This window comes from Pseudomonas sp. UBA6310 (genome assembly GCF_002438225.1).
Taxonomy (GTDB): domain Bacteria; phylum Pseudomonadota; class Gammaproteobacteria; order Pseudomonadales; family Pseudomonadaceae; genus Pseudomonas_O; species Pseudomonas_O kuykendallii.
On the sequence record NZ_DJTK01000074.1, the window covers coordinates 68,568 to 85,070 of the forward strand.

Below are 16,503 nucleotides of genomic sequence, written 5' to 3' on the forward strand. Positions count from 1 at the left end.
ATGACCCGCGCCGCCGCCACCTACGTCGAGGAAACCCGTTTCGGTTTCTGGTTCCTGCAGAGCCACACCTGGCAGCACCACGTCCTGCGGGTGGCGATCGACGACCTGCGGCGCCTGCTCGACGCGCCCCTGCCCGAAAACGCCTGCCTGCTCGACGCCGGTTGCGGCCAGGGCAAGTCGTTCGGCCTGCTGCAACGGACGTTCGCACCGGCGCGGATGATCGGCCTCGACGCCGATCCCCACAGCCTGGACCTTGCCCGCGCGGAAGCCGGACGCCTCGGGCTCGACGTCGAGCTGATCGCCAGCGACTGCGCGCGGATCGAACTGGCCGATGCCAGCGTGGACATCCTCTTCTGCCACCAGACCTTCCATCACCTGGTCGAACAGGAGCGTGCCCTCGCCGAATTCTGGCGCGTGCTCAAGCCGGGCGGCTGGCTGCTGTTCGCCGAATCGACCAAGGCCTACATCGACACCTGGGTGATCCGCTGGCTGTTCCGCCATCCGATGCAGGTGCAGAAGAGCGCCGCCGAATACCTCGACATGCTGCGCGCCCAGGGCTTCGCGTTCGGCGACGGCAATGTCTCCTATCCGTACCTCTGGTGGAGTCGCTCCCGCGATTTCGGCCTGCTCGAACGCTTCGGCCTGCAACGCCCGAAAGCCGTCGGCCAGCGCGAGGAAACCCTGGTCAACGTCGCGGCGCGCAAACCGCTGGCGAGCCCACCATGGGCGAGCCCGGGCGCATGAATGCCGCACGCCTGCGCCTGCCCTTCTGGCTGGCCCTGATTGCCCTGGCCGGCTGCGCGGCGAGAGCGCCGCTGCCGAGTCAGCCGCCGACGCTGGACCTGCCGCTCCAACTGCACGTGCAGCGGCAGGCCGAGGGGCAGAGCCAGGACTGGCTGCTGGTCATCCAGGGCGAAGGCGCCGCCCTGCGCTGGTCGCTGCTCGACCCGCTGGGAATCCCGCTGTCCCGGCAACGGCTGCTCGACGGCGGCTGGCAGAACGACGGCCTGCTGCCGCCGAACCCCGAAGCCCGCGAGCTGTTCGCCGCCCTGCTGTTCGCACTGACGCCCGCCGACCAGCTCGTCCGGCAGTACCCGCGGGCACGCACCCAGGGCAACCGGCGCCTGTTCGACGACCGGCAGCCCGCCTGGCGCGTTGACTACCGCCAGCCACAAGGTTTCGATCTGAAGATCGGCACGCGCCTCACCTACCGCGTCGACGCGCTCGAGGCCACGCCATGAAGGCCTACCTCAACGCCCTCGGGGTGATCTGCGCCCTGGGCAGCGGCAAGCGCGCGGTGCTCGACAACCTCCTGAACGGCTCCAGCCCCGGCATGCGCAGCGAGTCCGGCTGGCTGCCCGAACGCGCCGTTCCGGTGGGCGCGGTGGACGCCGAGCTGCCCGCGATGCCGAGCGGATTCGCCGAGCGCAACACGCGCAACAACCGCTTGCTGCTGGCGGCCGCGCTGGAGATCGAGGACGACATCCGCCAGGCCATCGAGCGCTTCGGCGCGTCCCGCATCGGCGTCGTGCTCGGCACCAGCACCACCGGCATCCATGAAGCCAGCCAGGGCATCGCCGCGCTGCTGCACGAAGGCGCCTTCCCGCCCGACTACAGCTATCGCCACCAGGAACTGGCCGCGCCAGCGGCCTTCCTCGCCGATTGGTTGCAGCTGAGCGGCCCGGCCTACTCCATTTCCACCGCCTGTACCTCCAGCGGCCGCGCGCTGCTCAGCGCCCGCCGACTGCTCGATCTCGGCGTCTGCGACGCGGTGCTCTGCGGCGGGGTCGACTCGCTGTGCGGCCTAACGCTGAACGGCTTCGATTCCCTGGAAGCCCTGAGCGACGCCGTCTGCAATCCGTTCTCCCGGCAACGCAAGGGCATCAACATCGGCGAGGGCGCGGCGCTGTTCCTGATGACCCGCGAGCCACCGGCCGACCTTCCCATCGCGCTGCTGGGCGCCGGCGCCAGCTCCGATGCGCATCACATCTCCGCACCGGAGCCGACCGGCCGCGGCGCGCTGCTGGCGATGCGCAAGGCGCTGAAGAGCGCCGCGCTGGAGGCCGGGCAGATCGACTACCTGAACCTGCACGGCACCGCGACCACGCACAACGATGCGATGGAAAGCCTCGCCGTGGCCGAGCTGTTCCCCGCCGGCGTGCCCTGCTCGTCGAGCAAGCCGCTGAGCGGGCACACGCTGGGCGCCGCCGGAGCCCTCGAGGCGGCGTTCTGCTGGCTGTGCCTGGGCCCGGACAATCGCGACAACCTGCTGCCTCCACAGGTCTGGGACGGCCTCGCCGACCCGGCCTTGCCGCGCCTGGACCTGGTCGCCCCCGGCCGCGTCGCGAGCCGGCCATTGCGCCACATGATGAGCAATTCCTTCGCCTTCGGTGGCAACAACGTCAGCCTGATCCTCGGCCGCGTCGAGCTGGAGGGCCGCGCATGATCGCCTGGCCGATCGCCGAGCTGTTGCCCCACGCCGGCGACATGATCCTGCTGGACGGCGTCGAGCGCTTCGATGACGAAAGCGTCGTCACATACCTGCAGGTTCGCGCGGGAGGCCTGTTGAACGCCGCCGATGGCAGCCTGCCAGCCTGGGTCGGCATGGAGCTGATGGCGCAAAGCGTCGCCGCCTTCGCCGGCTGCCAGGCACGTAAGGCCGGGCAGCCGGTGGAGCTCGGCTTCCTGCTCGGCACGCGCAATTTCCAGTGCAACGTCGATGCCTTTCCGGTCGACACCCCGCTCAGCATCCGCGCCCTGCGCTCGCTGCAGGACGACAGCGGCATGGGCGTCTTCGAATGCCACCTGGACGGGCCCGGCATCCATGCCGAGGCGCGCCTGAACGTCTTCCGCCCGCCCGAAGTGGCGCGCTATCTACAGGAAACACCGCAATGACTGAAGCCATCCTCGTCACCGGCTCCAGCCGTGGCATCGGCCGCGCCATCGCCCTGCGACTGGCCCGCGCCGGCTATGACATCGTGCTGCACTGCCGCAGCCGCCTCGACGAAGCGCAGGCGGTGCAGGAGGCGATCCGCGCCCTTGGCCGCGACGCGCGCATCCTGCAGTTCGACATCGCCGACCGCGACGCCTGCCGAACCGCGCTGGAAGCCGACATCGAAACCCACGGCGCTTACTACGGCGTGGTCTGCAACGCCGGCCTGACGCGTGACGGCGCCTTCCCCGCGCTGAGCGACGAGGACTGGGACCAGGTGCTGCGGACCAACCTGGACGGTTTCTACAACGTCCTGCAGCCGCTGAGCATGCCGATGATCCGCCGCCGCAAGCCGGGACGGATCGTCTGCATCACCTCGGTCTCGGGGCTGATCGGCAATCGCGGCCAGGTCAACTACAGTGCCTCCAAGGCCGGCGTCATCGGCGCCGCCAAGGCGCTGGCGATCGAGCTGGGCAAGCGTCGGATCACCGTCAACTGCGTCGCGCCAGGGCTGATCGACACCGACATGCTGGATGAGAACGTGCCCGTAGAGGAACTGCTGAAGATGATCCCGGCCCAACGCATGGGCACGCCGGAAGAGGTGGCCGGGGCGGTGAATTTCCTCATGTCCGACGAAGCGGCTTACATCACCCGCCAGGTGATTTCAGTGAATGGAGGGTTGTGCTGATGAGGCGCGTGGTCGTTACCGGCATGGCCGGTATCACGTCGCTGGGCAGCGACTGGCCCACCGTACTGGAGAACTTCCAGGCCGGCAGAAGCGGCATCCGGCGGATGGACGAGTGGGATCGCTACACCGAGCTGAACACCCGCCTGGGCGGTCCGATCGACGATTTCGCCGTGCCCAAGCACTGGACGCGCAAGCAGTTGCGCAGCATGGGCCGGGTATCGCGCCTTGCGGTACTGGCCGCCGAGCGCGCGCTGGACGACGCCGGCCTGCTCGGCGATCCGAGCATCAGCGACGGCCGCATGGGCGTCGCCTGCGGCTCGTCCACCGGCAGCACCGATGAGGTGAAGGCCTTCGGCAACATGCTGATCAATGCGGTCGCCGACGGCCTCAACGCCAACTCCTACGTGCGCATGATGCCGCACACCACCGCGGCCAACATCAGCATCTTCTTCGGCCTGAAGGGCCGCGTGATCCCCACCTCCAGCGCCTGCACCAGCGGCAGCCAGGGCATCGGCTATGCCTACGAGGCGATCAAGTTCGGCCGCCTGCCGATGATGCTCGCCGGCGGTGCCGAAGAGCTCTGCGCCACCGAGGCGATGGTCTTCGACGCGCTCTACGCCACCAGCCTGAGGAACGATGCGCCGCAGACCTCGCCGCGCCCCTACGACAGCCAGCGCGACGGCCTGGTGATCGGCGAAGGCGCCGGCATCCTGGTGCTCGAGGAACTGGAGCACGCGCTGGCCCGTGGCGCGCGCATCCATGCTGAAATCGTCGGTTTCGGCAGCAATGCCGACGGCCAGCACATCACCAAGCCGGAACAGGCGACCATGCGCCGGGCGATGGAACTCGCTCTGGAGGACGCCGGGCTGGCGCCGGACGCCATCGGCTACGTCAACGGCCACGGCACCGCCACCGAGCAGGGCGACATCGCCGAGACCCTGGCCACCCGCGATCTGTTCGGCACCCGCATGCCGATCAGTTCGCAGAAGAGCTTCCTGGGCCATACCCTCGGCGCCTGCGGCGCGCTGGAGTCCTGGTTCTGTATCGAGATGATGAACAGCGACCTGTACATCCACACGCTGAACCTGGGCGAGATCGACCCGCGTTGCGGCGAACTCGACTATCTCCGCGGCGAGCCGCGGAGAATGAGCCACGAATACGTGGTCAATAACAACTTCGCATTCGGCGGAGTGAACACTTCACTGGTTTTCCGTCGCTGGCGCTGACCTTCATGCCTGGAGTTCGCCGCCACACCACCCGCAAGACCCCGCTCATCAAGGAGACGATATGCAAAAGAAAGCTCTGATCATCGCCGCGCTGTGCCTCAGTGCCCTGCCCGCCATCAGCCAGGCGCGCGACACGACCCACTACCTGCCGTTCGACGCCGTCGTCGCCCAGGCGACCCAGGCCGGCAAGCTCGATGGCAGCGTGAAGTTCTACCTGGCGAAGACCCCGGCCGGCGCGAAGATCATCAACCCGTTGGTGACCACCAACCAGAAGACCAACGCCTTCGGCAAATCCGATGAAGTGGCCTGCGGCTGGGTGCTGCAATCGGCGCTGATCCGCCTGCAGAACGCGGCCAAGGCCGCCGGCGCGAACGCCGTGGTGGATATCGCCAGCAACTACAAGAACGTCGAGTACCGCAACGCGGAAAACTACGAATGCCACGCCGGCGCGATCATGGCCGGCGTAGCGCTCAAAGGGAAACTGGCCACCGTCAAGTAAGCTCCCCGCGCTCCGAGAACGCCCCGCCCTGCGGGGCGTTCTTCGTTCTGGGTCGGAACGATGCCGCGTGGCGGCCGGTCGACATGCTCGAAGGCGCGATCGCGGAGGCCGCGCCGAACGCGGAGGCCGGCATGTCCCTCGAGATCCATTACCTGTTCCATGGCGAGCCGCGGACCAAGACGTTCGACGCGCCGGGCGATGCCTGTTCGCCCGGCCAGGCGGCGCGTCACCTGATCGAAGTGCACTTCGCCGATGCGGAAAACAGCCTGGCGATGCCTGGCGCGGACGACAGCGAGGCGCAGCTGCTGGAACACGCCGAGGTGCTCGGCATCAGCGCGATCCGCCTCCATCGCCGCTAGCGATGCTGCGCCGCCTGCCGCGTCAGCAGGTCGGAAAATGCCCGTGCCATCGCCGACGGCGGCTCGTTGCGCTGGACCAGCCAGACCGCCGTCTCGGCGCCCTCGTCGAGCAGCGTGCGGTAGACCACGCCATCGATGCGGATGCGCTGGAACGATGCCGGCAACACCGACACCCCAAGGCCCGCGGCCACCAGCCCGATGATCGTCATCGCCTCGGCGGCCTCCTGGGAAAAGTGCGGGCTGAAACCGGCGCGACTGGCGAGGCTGAGCAACTGGGCATAGAGGCCGCTGCCGTAGCCGCGCGGGAAGAACACGAACGGCTCGCCGGCGAGCGCCTCGAGATGCAAACCGGCGCCGCCGGCGGCCGCCAACGGATGCGCGGCGTTGAGTACCGCCACCAGCGGCTCGCGAAACAGCTCCTGCACACGCAGCGAGTCCGGCAACGGGAGCGGGCGCATCAGACCGATCTCGATGGATTCGTCGACCAGCGCGTCGGCGACCTTCTTGCTGCTCATCTCCTGCAGGTTGAGGTGAACGGCGGGAAAGGCCTGGCGGAACGCGTGGATCGCCCTGGGGATACGGGTGCTGAACGGCGCCGACGAGGTGAAGCCGATCTTCATCTCGCCCAGTTCGCCGAGCTGCGCACGGCGCGCGACATCGGCCGCCTTGTCGACCTGCGCCAGCACCAGACGCGCCTCCTCGAGGAACAGCCGACCCGCCTCGCTGAGCTCGACCCGACGATTGGTTCGCTCGAACAGGCGCGCCCCCAGCTCCTGCTCCAGTGCCTGTATCTGCTGGCTCAGCGGCGGCTGGGAGATGCCCAGCAGCTCTGCGGCGCGGCCGAAGTGCAGTTCCTCGGCCACCGCGATGAAGTAGCGCAGGTGACGCAGTTCCATGGCGCGCTCCAATTAGGTCGTCTCAGATATCAAACAGGTCGAATGATATATTGGATGTAATCGTTAGCCACCTATATTCTTTTCCTGCCAATCCTTCATTCGCCCCCCCCTTGAGGTACCCGTGAAAACTGCTGTCGCGTCGCCCGCCTTGTCGTCCGTGGTTGTTTCCAGCGCCGTCCAGAGCAGCGAGATCTACATAGAGAAGAACACCCCGATGTTCATGCGCACGGTGCTGGCGCTGTTCTGCGGCGGCTTCTCCACCTTCGCACTGCTCTATTGCGTGCAGCCGATGATGCCGATCCTCTCCCACGAGTTTTCCATCAACGCGGCGCAGAGCAGCCTGATCCTTTCGGTTTCCACGGCGACGCTCGCCATCGGCCTGCTGATCACCGGCCCGCTTTCCGATGCGCTCGGGCGTAAACCCGTGATGGTCGCGGCGCTGTCCGCCGCCGCGCTGTTCACCATTGCCAGCGCGCTGATGCCGACCTGGCAGGGCGTGCTGGTGACGCGCGCGCTGGTCGGGCTTTCCCTCAGCGGGCTCGCGGCCGTGGCGATGACCTACCTCAGCGAGGAAATCCACCCGCAGCACATCGGCCTGGCGATGGGCCTGTACATCGGCGGCAACGCGATCGGCGGGATGTCCGGGCGGCTGATCGCCGGCGTGCTGATCGACTTCGTCAGCTGGCACACGGCGATGCTGGTGATCGGCGTGCTGGCGCTGACGGCGGCCGTGGTGTTCTGGAAGATCCTCCCCGAGTCGCGCAACTTCCGCGCCCGCTCGCTCAACCCGCGCAGCCTGCTGGACGGCTTCACCGTGCATTTCCGCGACGCGGGCCTGCCCTGGCTGTTCCTCGAGGGCTTCCTGCTGATGGGCGCCTTCGTCACGCTGTTCAACTACATCGGCTACCGCCTGCTCGCCGAGCCTTACCACATGAGCCAGGCGCTGGTCGGGCTGCTCTCGGTGGTCTACCTGTCGGGAATCTACAGCTCGGCGCAGATCGGCGCGCTGGCCGACAAGCTGGGCCGCCGCCGGGTGTTCTGGGCGACCATCGTGCTGATGTCGGCTGGTCTCGCACTGACCCTGTTCAGCGCGCTGCCGCTGGTGGTGATCGGCATGCTGACCTTCACCTTCGGCTTCTTCGGCGCGCACTCGGTGGCGAGCAGCTGGATCGGCCGCCGCGCGCCCAAGGCCAAGGGCCAGGCGTCGTCGCTGTACCTGTTCAGCTACTACATCGGCTCCAGCGTCGCCGGCACCCTCGGCGGGATGTTCTGGCACGCGGCGGGCTGGAACGGCATCGGCCTGTTCATCGGTACGCTGCTGATGATCGCCCTGGGCGTGGCCATCCACCTGGCGCGCCTGCCGGTGCTGCCGGGCAACCGCAACGGCTGATCGGCAGCGCAACGCAAAACGCCCGGCAGACGCCGGGCGTTTTCGTTTCAGCATCCCCTCGATGTGGAGGGGGAACGCTCAGGTGTGGTACTGCGCGGACAGCTCGTGCACCGCCTCGAAGAACGCCCGCGCGTTCTCCGGATCGACTTCCGGGGTGATGCCGTGGCCGAGGTTGAACACCTGCCCCTCGCCGTGGCCGTAGCGGGCGAGGATGCGCCCGACCTCGGCGCGGATCGCCGCCGGGTTGGCGTAGAGCACGCTCGGGTCCATGTTGCCCTGCAGCGCCACCTTGCCGCCGACGCGGGCGCGGGCACTGCCGATATCGCAGGTCCAGTCCAGGCCGAGGGCCTCGGCGCCGCTGTCGGCCATCGACTCCAGCCACAGGCCGCCGCCCTTGGTGAACAGGATCACCGGCACGCGGCGGCCGTCGTGTTCGCGGATCAGCCCATCGACGATCTGCTTCATGTAGGCCAGGGAGAATTCCTGGTAGGCCGCCGCCGACAGGCTGCCGCCCCAGGAATCGAAGATCTGCACGGCCTGCGCGCCGGCCCTGATCTGCCCGTTGAGGTAGGCGGTGACCGAGCGCGCCAGCTTGTCGAGCAGCGCGTGCATGGCCTGCGGGTTGTCGTAGAGCATCGCCTTGGATTTGCGGAAGTCCTTCGACGAGCCGCCTTCGACCATGTAGGTCGCCAGCGTCCAGGGGCTGCCGGAGAAGCCGATCAGCGGCACGCGGCCGTTCAGCTCGCGGCGGATGTTGCGCACCGCGTCCATCACGTAGCCCAGGTTCTGTTCCGGCTCGGGAATCGGCAGCGCCTCGATGTCGGCCATCGAACTGACGACCTTCTTGAAGCGCGGGCCTTCGCCGGTCTCGAAGTACAGGCCCTGGCCCATGGCATCGGGAATGGTGAGGATGTCGGAGAAGAGAATCGCCGCGTCCAGCTGCGGGTAGCGGTCCAGGGGCTGGATAGTGACCTCGCAGGCCAGCTCGGGGTTCTTCATCAGGTTGACGAAGTTGCCGGCCTTGGCGCGCGTGGCGCGGTACTCGGGCAGGTAGCGGCCGGCCTGACGCATCATCCATACCGGGGTAACGTCCACCGGTTGCTTGAGCAGGGCACGCAGGAAGCGATCGTTCTTCAGGACAGTCATGGGGTCATCCGGGAAAAAAGTGCGGGCATTTTCGCAGAGCGCAGGGCAAAAGGCACGGCGGGTGCCGTGCCTTTGCGTTACGCGGTATCGGGTTCAGTGTACGGCGGCAGCCGCCAGGGCCTTGCGCCGGCGACCTTCGGCGTCCGCGGTGCGCATGGCGCCGAGAACGGTCTGGGCGTCGACCGGGAAAGGTTCGTTGTGGATGCTCTCCCCCACCGCGCAGGCCAGCTCGGCGGCGCGCAGTAGGTAGGCATCGTCGACGTCGTGCAGGCCGATGTCGGCCAGGGTCACCGGCAGGCCGATGGCGATGCAGAAGTCGTAGACCTCATCGATCTGCGCCGGCGCGCTGTCGCGCAGCATGAGCATGCTAAGAACGCCGAAGGCGACCTTCTCGCCGTGCCAGTAGGCGTGGGTTTCCGGCAGCGCGGTGAAGCCGTTGTGGATCGCGTGCGCCGCCGCCAGGCCGCCACTCTCGAAGCCGAGACCGGAAAGCAGGGTGTTGGCCTCGATGATGTGTTCCAGCGCCGGCGTCACCACCTGCTGGCGGCACGCCTGCAGCGCCAGCGGGCCGTATTCGAGCAGGGTGTCGTAGCACAGCCGTGCGAGGGCGAAGGCGGTACGCGGGCCGGGGCGACCGGTCATGTTGGCGGCCCCGCGGATGCGGCAATCCTCGGCCTCGAACCAGGTCGCCATGGCGTCGCCCATGCCGGCGACGAGGAAACGCGCCGGAGCCTGGGCGATCACCTGGCTGTCCACCAGCACCAGATCGGGATTGCGCGGCAGCACCAGGTAGCGCTTGAACGCCCCCTCGGCGGTGTAGATCACCGACAGCGCGCTGCACGGCGCATCGGTGGAAGCTAGGGTCGGTACCACGGCCATCGGCAGGCCGAGCTCGTGGGCCAGCGCCTTGGCGGTGTCGAGCGCCTTGCCGCCGCCGATGCCGACGATCGAGTCCGGACGGCGCGCCTCGGCGAGGCCGACCAGCCGGCCGATTTCCTCGTCGCAGCATTCGCCGGTGAAGCGCACCCGGTGGAAATCGATGTGTTCGCTGGCGGAGGCGTCGAGTTGCGCGCCGAGGTTGTCGTCGGCAAAGGGATCGAGCAACGCCAGGCTGCTGCCGCCGAATCGGGCGAGCTCTTCACCGAGTTGCGCGAGCGCGCCCCGACCCTGGACGTAACGCGAGGGGAAAATGGCGGTGGTGAGCATGGCGAGACTCCTGGACAACGGGGGATGTCGTCACTCTAGGGGAACGCCGCTGGCGGGGTTTTGCGTCAGGTCAGCTTGGCGCGGCATCGCGTCGCGCCTGCTGCCGAAAGGGCGCGAGCTGAGCGCTCGCGCCGCGCGGGATCACACTTCCAGGTAGTCGAGGATGCCCTCGGCGGCCTGGCGACCCTCGAAGATCGCGGTCACCACCAGGTCGGAACCGCGAACCATGTCGCCACCGGCGAAGATCTTCGGGTTGCTGGTCTGGTGCTTGAACTGCGACTGCTCGGGAGCGATCACCCGGCCCTGGCTGTCGGTGCGGATGTCGAACTGCTCGAACCACGGCGCCGGGCTCGGGCGGAAGCCGAAGGCGATGACCACGGCGTCGGCCGGCAGGACTTCCTCGGAACCCGGGATCGGTTCCGGGCTGCGACGACCGCGGGCGTCCGGCTCGCCGAGACGGGTCTCGACCACCTTCACACCTTCCACCTTGTCCTCGCCGACGATGGCGATGGGCTGACGGTTGAAGAGGAACTTCACGCCCTCCTCCTTGGCGTTCTTCACTTCCTTGCGCGAGCCGGGCATGTTCTCGGCGTCGCGACGGTAGGCGCAGGTCACGGCCTTGGCGCCCTGGCGGATCGAGGTGCGGTTGCAGTCCATCGCGGTATCGCCGCCACCGAGCACCACCACGCGCTTGCCCTTCATGTCGACGAAGTCCTCGGGGGACTTCTCGAAGCCCAGGTTGCGGTTGACGCTGGCGATGAGGAAGTCGAGCGCGTCGTGGACGCCTGGCAGGTCTTCGCCGGGGAACCCGCCCTTCATGTAGGTGTAGGTGCCCATGCCCATGAACACCGCGTCGTACTCGGCGAGCAGCTCGTCGATGCTGACGTCCTTGCCCACCTCGGTGTTCAGGCGGAATTCGATGCCCATGCCGGTGAAGACTTCGCGGCGATTGCTCAGCACGCTCTTCTCCAGCTTGAACTCGGGGATGCCGAAGGTCAGCAGGCCGCCGATTTCCGGGTTCTTGTCGAACACCACCGGGGTCACGCCGTTGCGCACCAGCACGTCGGCACAGCCCAGGCCGGCAGGGCCGGCGCCGATCACCGCGACGCGCTTGCCGGTCGGCTTGACCTTGGACATGTCCGGACGCCAGCCCATGGCGAAGGCGGTATCGGTGATGTACTTCTCCACCGAGCCGATGGTGACCGCGCCGAAGCCATCGTTCAGGGTGCAGGCGCCTTCGCACAGGCGGTCCTGCGGGCACACACGGCCGCAGACTTCGGGCAGCGTGTTGGTCTGGTGCGAGAGTTCGGCGGCGGCGAGGATGTTGCCTTCCGAAACCAGCTTCAGCCAGTTCGGGATGTAGTTGTGCACCGGGCACTTCCACTCGCAATACGGGTTGCCGCAACCCAGGCAACGGTGCGACTGATCGGCGGCCTGCTGCGGTTTGAACAGGTCGTAGATCTCGACGAATTCCTTCTTGCGCTGACGCAGCAGCTTCTTCTTCGGATCCTTGCGGCCGACCTCGATGAACTGGAAGTCGTTGTTCAGACGTTCAGTCATTTCAAAACCTCTTTTCAGCAGCGCCGAACCTGGGCCGCGCTGCGAGACGATCACGGTGAGCCGGCAAGCCCCGACGGGGGCTTGCCGCTTGAAGCGGCGTTCTTATTGCGGGTTCGCCCGGGTGCTGGAAAGCAGCGAACCAAGGCTCGCCGCCTTCGGCTTGACCAGCCAGAACTTGCGCAGGTAGTCGTCCAGGTTTTCCGAAAGGTTGCGTCCCCAGGCACTGCCGGTTTCCTGCACGTACTCGGCGAGCACGCGCTGCAGGTGGCTGCGGTAGGCTTCCATCGGTTCGTTGTTGATCCGCTGGATTTCCACCAGCTCGTGGTTCACCCGGTCGACGAAGGTGTTGTCCATGTCGAGCACGTAGGCGAAGCCACCGGTCATGCCGGAGCCGAAGTTGTAGCCGGTCTTGCCAAGAACGCAGATGAAACCGCCGGTCATGTATTCGCAGCAGTGATCGCCGGTGCCTTCCACGACCGCATGCGCGCCGGAGTTACGCACGCCGAAGCGCTCGCCCGCGGTGCCGGCGGCGAACAGCTTGCCGCCGGTGGCGCCGTACAGGCAGGTGTTGCCGATGATCGCCGACTCCTGGCTCTTGAACGCGCTGCCCTTCGGCGGCGTGATCACCAGTTGGCCACCGGTCATGCCCTTGCCGACGTAGTCGTTGGCGTCGCCTTCGAGGTACAGGTTCAGGCCGCCGGCGTTCCACACGCCGAAGCTCTGCCCTGCGGTGCCTTTGAAGCGGAAGGTCAGTGGCGCCGAGACCATGCCCTGGTTGCCGTGACGGCGGGCGATCTCACCGGAAATCCGCGCGCCGATGGAGCGGTCGCAGTTGCAGATGTCCAGCTCGAACTCGCCGCCGAGCTTGTCGGAAATCGCCGGCATGGCCATTTCCACCATGCGCTCGGCGAGCAGACCCTGGTCGAACGGCGGGTTCTTCTCCACCTGGCAGAACTGCGGTTTGTCGGCCGGGATATGCTCGCTGCCCAGCAGTGGGGACAGGTCGAGCTGCGCCTGCTTGTCGGTTTCGCCCGGCAGCATTTCCAGCAGATCGGTACGCCCGATCAGCTCGCCGAGGCTGCGCACGCCCAGCTTGGCCAGCCACTCGCGGGTTTCCTCGGCGATGAAGGTGAAGAAATTCACCACCATGTCGACGGTGCCGATGAAGTGGTCCTTGCGCAGCTTGTCGTTCTGCGTGGCGACGCCGGTGGCGCAGTTGTTCAGGTGGCAGATACGCAGGTACTTGCAGCCCAGCGCGATCATCGGCGCGGTGCCGAAGCCGAAGCTCTCGGCACCGAGGATGGCCGCCTTGATCACGTCGAGGCCGGTCTTCAGACCGCCGTCGGTCTGCACCCGGACCTTGCCGCGCAGGTCGTTGCCGCGCAGGGTCTGGTGGGTTTCGGCGAGGCCGAGTTCCCACGGCGAGCCGGCGTACTTGATCGAGGTGATCGGCGAGGCGCCGGTGCCGCCGTCGTAGCCGGAGATGGTGATCAGGTCGGCGTAGGCCTTGGCCACGCCGGCGGCGATGGTGCCTACGCCCGGCTCGGCCACCAGCTTCACCGAGACCAGCGCCTTCGGGTTGACCTGCTTGAGGTCGAAGATCAGCTGGGCCAGATCCTCGATCGAGTAGATGTCATGGTGCGGCGGCGGCGAGATCAGCGTCACACCAGGCACCGCATAGCGCAGCTTGGCGATCAGGCCATTGACCTTGCCGCCCGGCAGTTGACCGCCCTCGCCCGGCTTGGCGCCCTGGGCGACCTTGATCTGCAGCACTTCGGCGTTGACCAGGTACTCCGGGGTGACGCCGAAGCGGCCGGTGGCGACCTGCTTGATCTTCGAGCTTTTCACCGTGCCGTAACGGGCCGGGTCCTCGCCGCCCTCGCCGGAGTTGGAGCGCCCGCCCAGGCGGTTCATCGCCTCGGCCAGGGCCTCGTGGGCTTCCGGCGACAACGCGCCGAGGGAAATCCCGGCGGCGTCGAAGCGCTTGAAGATCGACTCCAGCGGTTCGATTTCCTCGAGCGTCAGCGGGGCGTCGGCGAGCTTGACCTTGAGCAGGTCACGCAGCATCGACACCGGACGGCTGTCGACCAGCGCGGTGTATTCCTTGAACTTGGCGAAATCGCTCTGCTGCACGGCGGCCTGCAGGGTGTTCACCACGTCCGGGTTGTAGGCGTGGTACTCGCCGCCGTAGACGAACTTGAGCAACCCGCCCTGCTGGATCGCCCGGCGGTTGTTCCAGGCCTCCTGCGCGAGCAGTTTCTGTTCGGCTTCGATATCGACGAAACGCGCACCCTTGATGCGGCTGGACACGCCACGGAAGCTCAGCGCTACCACTTCGTCGGACAGGCCGACCGCTTCGAACAGCTGCGCGCCACGGTAGGAAGCGACGGTGGAGATGCCCATCTTCGAGAGGATCTTCAGCAGCCCCTTGGAGATGCCCTTGCGGTAGTACTTGAAGACTTCGTAGAGGTCGCCGAGCACTTCGCCGGTGCGGATCAGGTCGCCGAGCACTTCGTAGGCGAGGAACGGGTAGACCGCCGTCGCGCCGAAGCCCAGCAGCACGGCGAAATGGTGCGGATCGCGCGCGGTGGCGGTCTCGACCATGATGTTGCAGTCGCAGCGCAGGCCTTTCTCGGTCAGCCGGTGGTGCACCGCGCCGACCGCCAGCGAGGCGTGCGCCGGCAGCTTGCCGGGGGCGATGTGGCGATCGGTGAGGATCAGCAGCACCTTGCCGCCACGCACGGCTTCCTCGGCCTGATCGGCGATGTTGCGCACGGCGGCTTCCAGCCCGATCGACTCGTCGTAGTTGAGGTCGATGATCTGGCGCTCGAAGCCGGGGCGTTCGAGGGTCATGATCGTCCGCCACTTGGCCGGCGACAGGATCGGCGTGCTGAGGATCGCCCGGTTGGCGTGGGACGCGTCCTCTTCGAAGATGTTGCTCTCGGCGCCCAGGCAGGTTTCCAGGGACATCACGATGGCTTCGCGCAGCGGGTCGATCGGCGGGTTGGTGACCTGCGCGAACTGCTGGCGGAAGTAGTCGTAGGTCGAGCGCACGCGTTTGGACAGCACCGCCATCGGCGTGTCGTCGCCCATCGAGCCGACCGCTTCCTGGCCCTGCTCGGCGAGCGGGCGCAGCACCTGGTCACGCTCCTCGAAGGTGACCTGGAACATCTTCATGTATTGCTTGAGGTGGTCGCTGTCGTAGAACGGCGAGCCGTGGTCGTGGTCGTCCAGCGTCGCCTGGATGCGCAGCGCGTTCTCGCGCAGCCAGCGCTTGTAGGGGTGGCGCGACTTCAGGCGGCTGTCGATGTCGTCGGTCTGCAGGATCTGCCCGGTCTCGGTATCCACTGCAAAGATCTGCCCCGGGCCGACGCGGCCCTTGGCGATGACGTCCTCGGGCTGGTAGTCCCACACGCCGATTTCCGAGGCGAGGGTGATGTAGCCGTTCTTGGTGGTCACCCAGCGCGCCGGGCGCAGGCCGTTGCGGTCGAGCAGGCACACGGCATGGCGGCCATCGGTCAGCACCACGCCGGCCGGGCCATCCCAGGGTTCCATGTGCATGGAGTTGTATTCATAGAAACCGCGCAGGTCGGAATCCATGGTCTCGACGTTCTGCCAGGCCGGCGGAATGATCATGCGCAGGCCGCGGAACAGGTCCATGCCGCCGGTGACCAGCAGCTCGAGCATGTTGTCCATGCTCGAGGAGTCGGAACCGACGCGGTTGACCAGCGGGCCGAGTTCGTCGAGGTCGGCGATCGCCTCGTTGGCGAACTTGGTACGCCGCGCCAGCGCCCAGTTGCGGTTGCCGGTGATGGTGTTGATCTCGCCGTTGTGGGCGAGGAAGCGGAACGGCTGAGCCAGCGGCCATTTCGGCAGTGTGTTGGTGGAGAAACGCTGGTGGAACACGCAGATCGCGGTCTTCAGGCGCTCGTCGCTGAGGTCCGGGAAGAACGCCGCCAGGTCGGCGGGCATCATCAGGCCCTTGTAGATGATGGTGCGCGGCGAAAAGCTGCAGATGTAGTGATCGGTGTCCTCGGCGTTGGCCACGGAAGAACGGCGACGCGCGGAGAACAGTTTGACCGCGAAGGTTTCGTCCGAGAGCCCTTCGCCCCCGATGAACACCTGCTCGATCTGCGGCAGACGCTCAAGCGCGAGACGGCCGAGCACGCTCGGGTCGATCGGCACCTTGCGCCAGCCGACCAGCTGCAGGCCGGCGGCGAGAATCTCGCGGTTCATGTTCTCGCGAGCGGCTTCGGCGCGGGCCGGGTCCTGGTTGAAGAAGACCATGCCGACCGCGTATTGCTGCGGCAACTCGACGGCGAAATGCTCGCGCGCCATCTCGCGCAGGAACAGGTCAGGTTTCTGTATGAGCAGGCCACAGCCGTCGCCTGTCTTGCCGTCGGCGTTGATGCCGCCACGGTGGGTCATGCAGGTCAACGCTTCAATGGCGGTTTGCAACAGATCGTGGCTCGCCTCGCCCTGCATGTGAGCGATCAGGCCGAAGCCACAGTTATCCTTGAACTCATCAGGATGATACAGACCTGCTTTCATAGGGACTCTCACCAGGCTGCCTTCTATAACAAGGCAAAAATGCTTTCAAA

General features: G+C 66.9%; 14 protein-coding genes. 9 read left to right on the plus strand and 5 right to left on the minus strand.

Translation table 11 applies throughout. The features are described 5' to 3' along the window. From B3E91_RS18300 to B3E91_RS18335, 8 genes are all read left to right on the plus strand, one after another. Positions 1–744, plus strand: a complete 744-nt coding sequence (locus tag B3E91_RS18300) for a class I SAM-dependent methyltransferase (protein ID WP_287030868.1) — start codon at positions 1–3, stop codon at positions 742–744. After that, a complete protein-coding gene (locus B3E91_RS18305) occupies positions 741–1,241 on the plus strand; it encodes a DUF3261 domain-containing protein (RefSeq protein WP_287030869.1) in 501 nt (166 codons plus the stop codon). Before B3E91_RS18300 ends, B3E91_RS18305 begins: the two co-directional genes overlap by 4 nt. Beyond that, on the plus strand, positions 1,238–2,446 hold the full coding sequence (locus B3E91_RS18310; RefSeq protein WP_287030870.1) for a beta-ketoacyl-[acyl-carrier-protein] synthase family protein: 1,209 nt from the start codon (positions 1,238–1,240) through the stop codon (positions 2,444–2,446). Before B3E91_RS18305 ends, B3E91_RS18310 begins: the two co-directional genes overlap by 4 nt. Next, positions 2,443–2,895 (plus strand): hotdog family protein, encoded by a 453-nt coding sequence (locus tag B3E91_RS18315; RefSeq protein WP_287030871.1) that lies wholly within the window; start codon positions 2,443–2,445, stop codon positions 2,893–2,895. The genes B3E91_RS18310 and B3E91_RS18315 overlap by 4 nt, the downstream gene beginning before the upstream one ends. Continuing rightward, entirely contained in the window at positions 2,892–3,620 is a 729-nt protein-coding gene (gene fabG, locus B3E91_RS18320) for a 3-oxoacyl-ACP reductase FabG (RefSeq protein WP_287030873.1), read from the plus strand. Before B3E91_RS18315 ends, fabG begins: the two co-directional genes overlap by 4 nt. After that, positions 3,620–4,846 (plus strand): beta-ketoacyl-ACP synthase, encoded by a 1,227-nt coding sequence (locus tag B3E91_RS18325; RefSeq protein WP_287030874.1) that lies wholly within the window; start codon positions 3,620–3,622, stop codon positions 4,844–4,846. Before fabG ends, B3E91_RS18325 begins: the two co-directional genes overlap by 1 nt. A 61-nt stretch (positions 4,847–4,907) precedes the next feature. Further along, positions 4,908–5,345, plus strand: coding sequence for an excinuclease (locus tag B3E91_RS18330; RefSeq protein ID WP_090225687.1), 438 nt, complete (start codon positions 4,908–4,910; stop codon positions 5,343–5,345). 131 nt (positions 5,346–5,476) lie between these two features. Beyond that, positions 5,477–5,704, plus strand: coding sequence for a hypothetical protein (locus B3E91_RS18335; protein WP_286784325.1), 228 nt, complete (start codon positions 5,477–5,479; stop codon positions 5,702–5,704). Here the strand turns inward: B3E91_RS18335 and B3E91_RS18340 are convergent. After that, the gene (locus tag B3E91_RS18340; protein ID WP_286784324.1) at positions 5,701–6,600 is read right to left on the minus strand and encodes a LysR family transcriptional regulator; all 900 of its coding nucleotides are present in this window, start codon (positions 6,598–6,600) and stop codon (positions 5,701–5,703) included. The two genes, B3E91_RS18335 and B3E91_RS18340, sit on opposite strands and share 4 nt — an antisense overlap. Positions 6,601–6,748: 148 nt before the next feature. On the opposite strand from B3E91_RS18340, the gene B3E91_RS18345 reads away from it, so the two are divergent. Next, positions 6,749–7,990, plus strand: a complete 1,242-nt coding sequence (locus tag B3E91_RS18345; RefSeq protein WP_414708299.1) for an MFS transporter — start codon at positions 6,749–6,751, stop codon at positions 7,988–7,990. Positions 7,991–8,068: 78 nt separating this feature from the next. On the opposite strand, the gene hemE is transcribed toward B3E91_RS18345, so the two are convergent. From hemE to gltB, 4 genes are all read right to left on the minus strand, one after another. Then, a complete protein-coding gene (gene hemE / locus B3E91_RS18350; RefSeq protein ID WP_287030875.1) occupies positions 8,069–9,136 on the minus strand; it encodes a uroporphyrinogen decarboxylase in 1,068 nt (355 codons plus the stop codon). Positions 9,137–9,229: 93 nt separating this feature from the next. Further along, complete coding sequence (locus tag B3E91_RS18355; RefSeq protein ID WP_287030877.1) at positions 9,230–10,342, minus strand: glycerol dehydrogenase; 1,113 nt, start codon at positions 10,340–10,342, stop codon at positions 9,230–9,232. A 141-nt stretch (positions 10,343–10,483) separates the two neighbouring features. After that, complete coding sequence (locus tag B3E91_RS18360; protein ID WP_282342793.1) at positions 10,484–11,902, minus strand: FAD-dependent oxidoreductase; 1,419 nt, start codon at positions 11,900–11,902, stop codon at positions 10,484–10,486. Positions 11,903–12,004: 102 nt separating this feature from the next. Next, positions 12,005–16,453 (minus strand): glutamate synthase large subunit, encoded by a 4,449-nt coding sequence (gene gltB, locus B3E91_RS18365; protein ID WP_090225677.1) that lies wholly within the window; start codon positions 16,451–16,453, stop codon positions 12,005–12,007. Between the last annotated feature and the right edge of the window lie 50 nt (positions 16,454–16,503).

What these genes read in the sequence shown, in the direction of transcription:
- B3E91_RS18300 (WP_287030868.1), top strand. Translation starts at nt 1, where the DNA reads ATGACCCGCGCCGCCGCCACCTACGTCGAGGAAACCCGTTTCGGTTTC.
- B3E91_RS18305 (WP_287030869.1), top strand. Translation starts at nt 741, where the DNA reads ATGAATGCCGCACGCCTGCGCCTGCCCTTCTGGCTGGCCCTGATTGCC.
- B3E91_RS18310 (WP_287030870.1), top strand. Translation starts at nt 1,238, where the DNA reads ATGAAGGCCTACCTCAACGCCCTCGGGGTGATCTGCGCCCTGGGCAGC.
- B3E91_RS18315 (WP_287030871.1), top strand. Translation starts at nt 2,443, where the DNA reads ATGATCGCCTGGCCGATCGCCGAGCTGTTGCCCCACGCCGGCGACATG.
- fabG (WP_287030873.1), top strand. Translation starts at nt 2,892, where the DNA reads ATGACTGAAGCCATCCTCGTCACCGGCTCCAGCCGTGGCATCGGCCGC.
- B3E91_RS18325 (WP_287030874.1), top strand. Translation starts at nt 3,620, where the DNA reads ATGAGGCGCGTGGTCGTTACCGGCATGGCCGGTATCACGTCGCTGGGC.
- B3E91_RS18330 (WP_090225687.1), top strand. Translation starts at nt 4,908, where the DNA reads ATGCAAAAGAAAGCTCTGATCATCGCCGCGCTGTGCCTCAGTGCCCTG.
- B3E91_RS18335 (WP_286784325.1), top strand. Translation starts at nt 5,477, where the DNA reads ATGTCCCTCGAGATCCATTACCTGTTCCATGGCGAGCCGCGGACCAAG.
- B3E91_RS18340 (WP_286784324.1), bottom strand. Translation starts at nt 6,600, where the DNA reads ATGGAACTGCGTCACCTGCGCTACTTCATCGCGGTGGCCGAGGAACTG.
- hemE (WP_287030875.1), bottom strand. Translation starts at nt 9,136, where the DNA reads ATGACTGTCCTGAAGAACGATCGCTTCCTGCGTGCCCTGCTCAAGCAA.
- B3E91_RS18355 (WP_287030877.1), bottom strand. Translation starts at nt 10,342, where the DNA reads ATGCTCACCACCGCCATTTTCCCCTCGCGTTACGTCCAGGGTCGGGGC.
- B3E91_RS18360 (WP_282342793.1), bottom strand. Translation starts at nt 11,902, where the DNA reads ATGACTGAACGTCTGAACAACGACTTCCAGTTCATCGAGGTCGGCCGC.
- gltB (WP_090225677.1), bottom strand. Translation starts at nt 16,453, where the DNA reads ATGAAAGCAGGTCTGTATCATCCTGATGAGTTCAAGGATAACTGTGGC.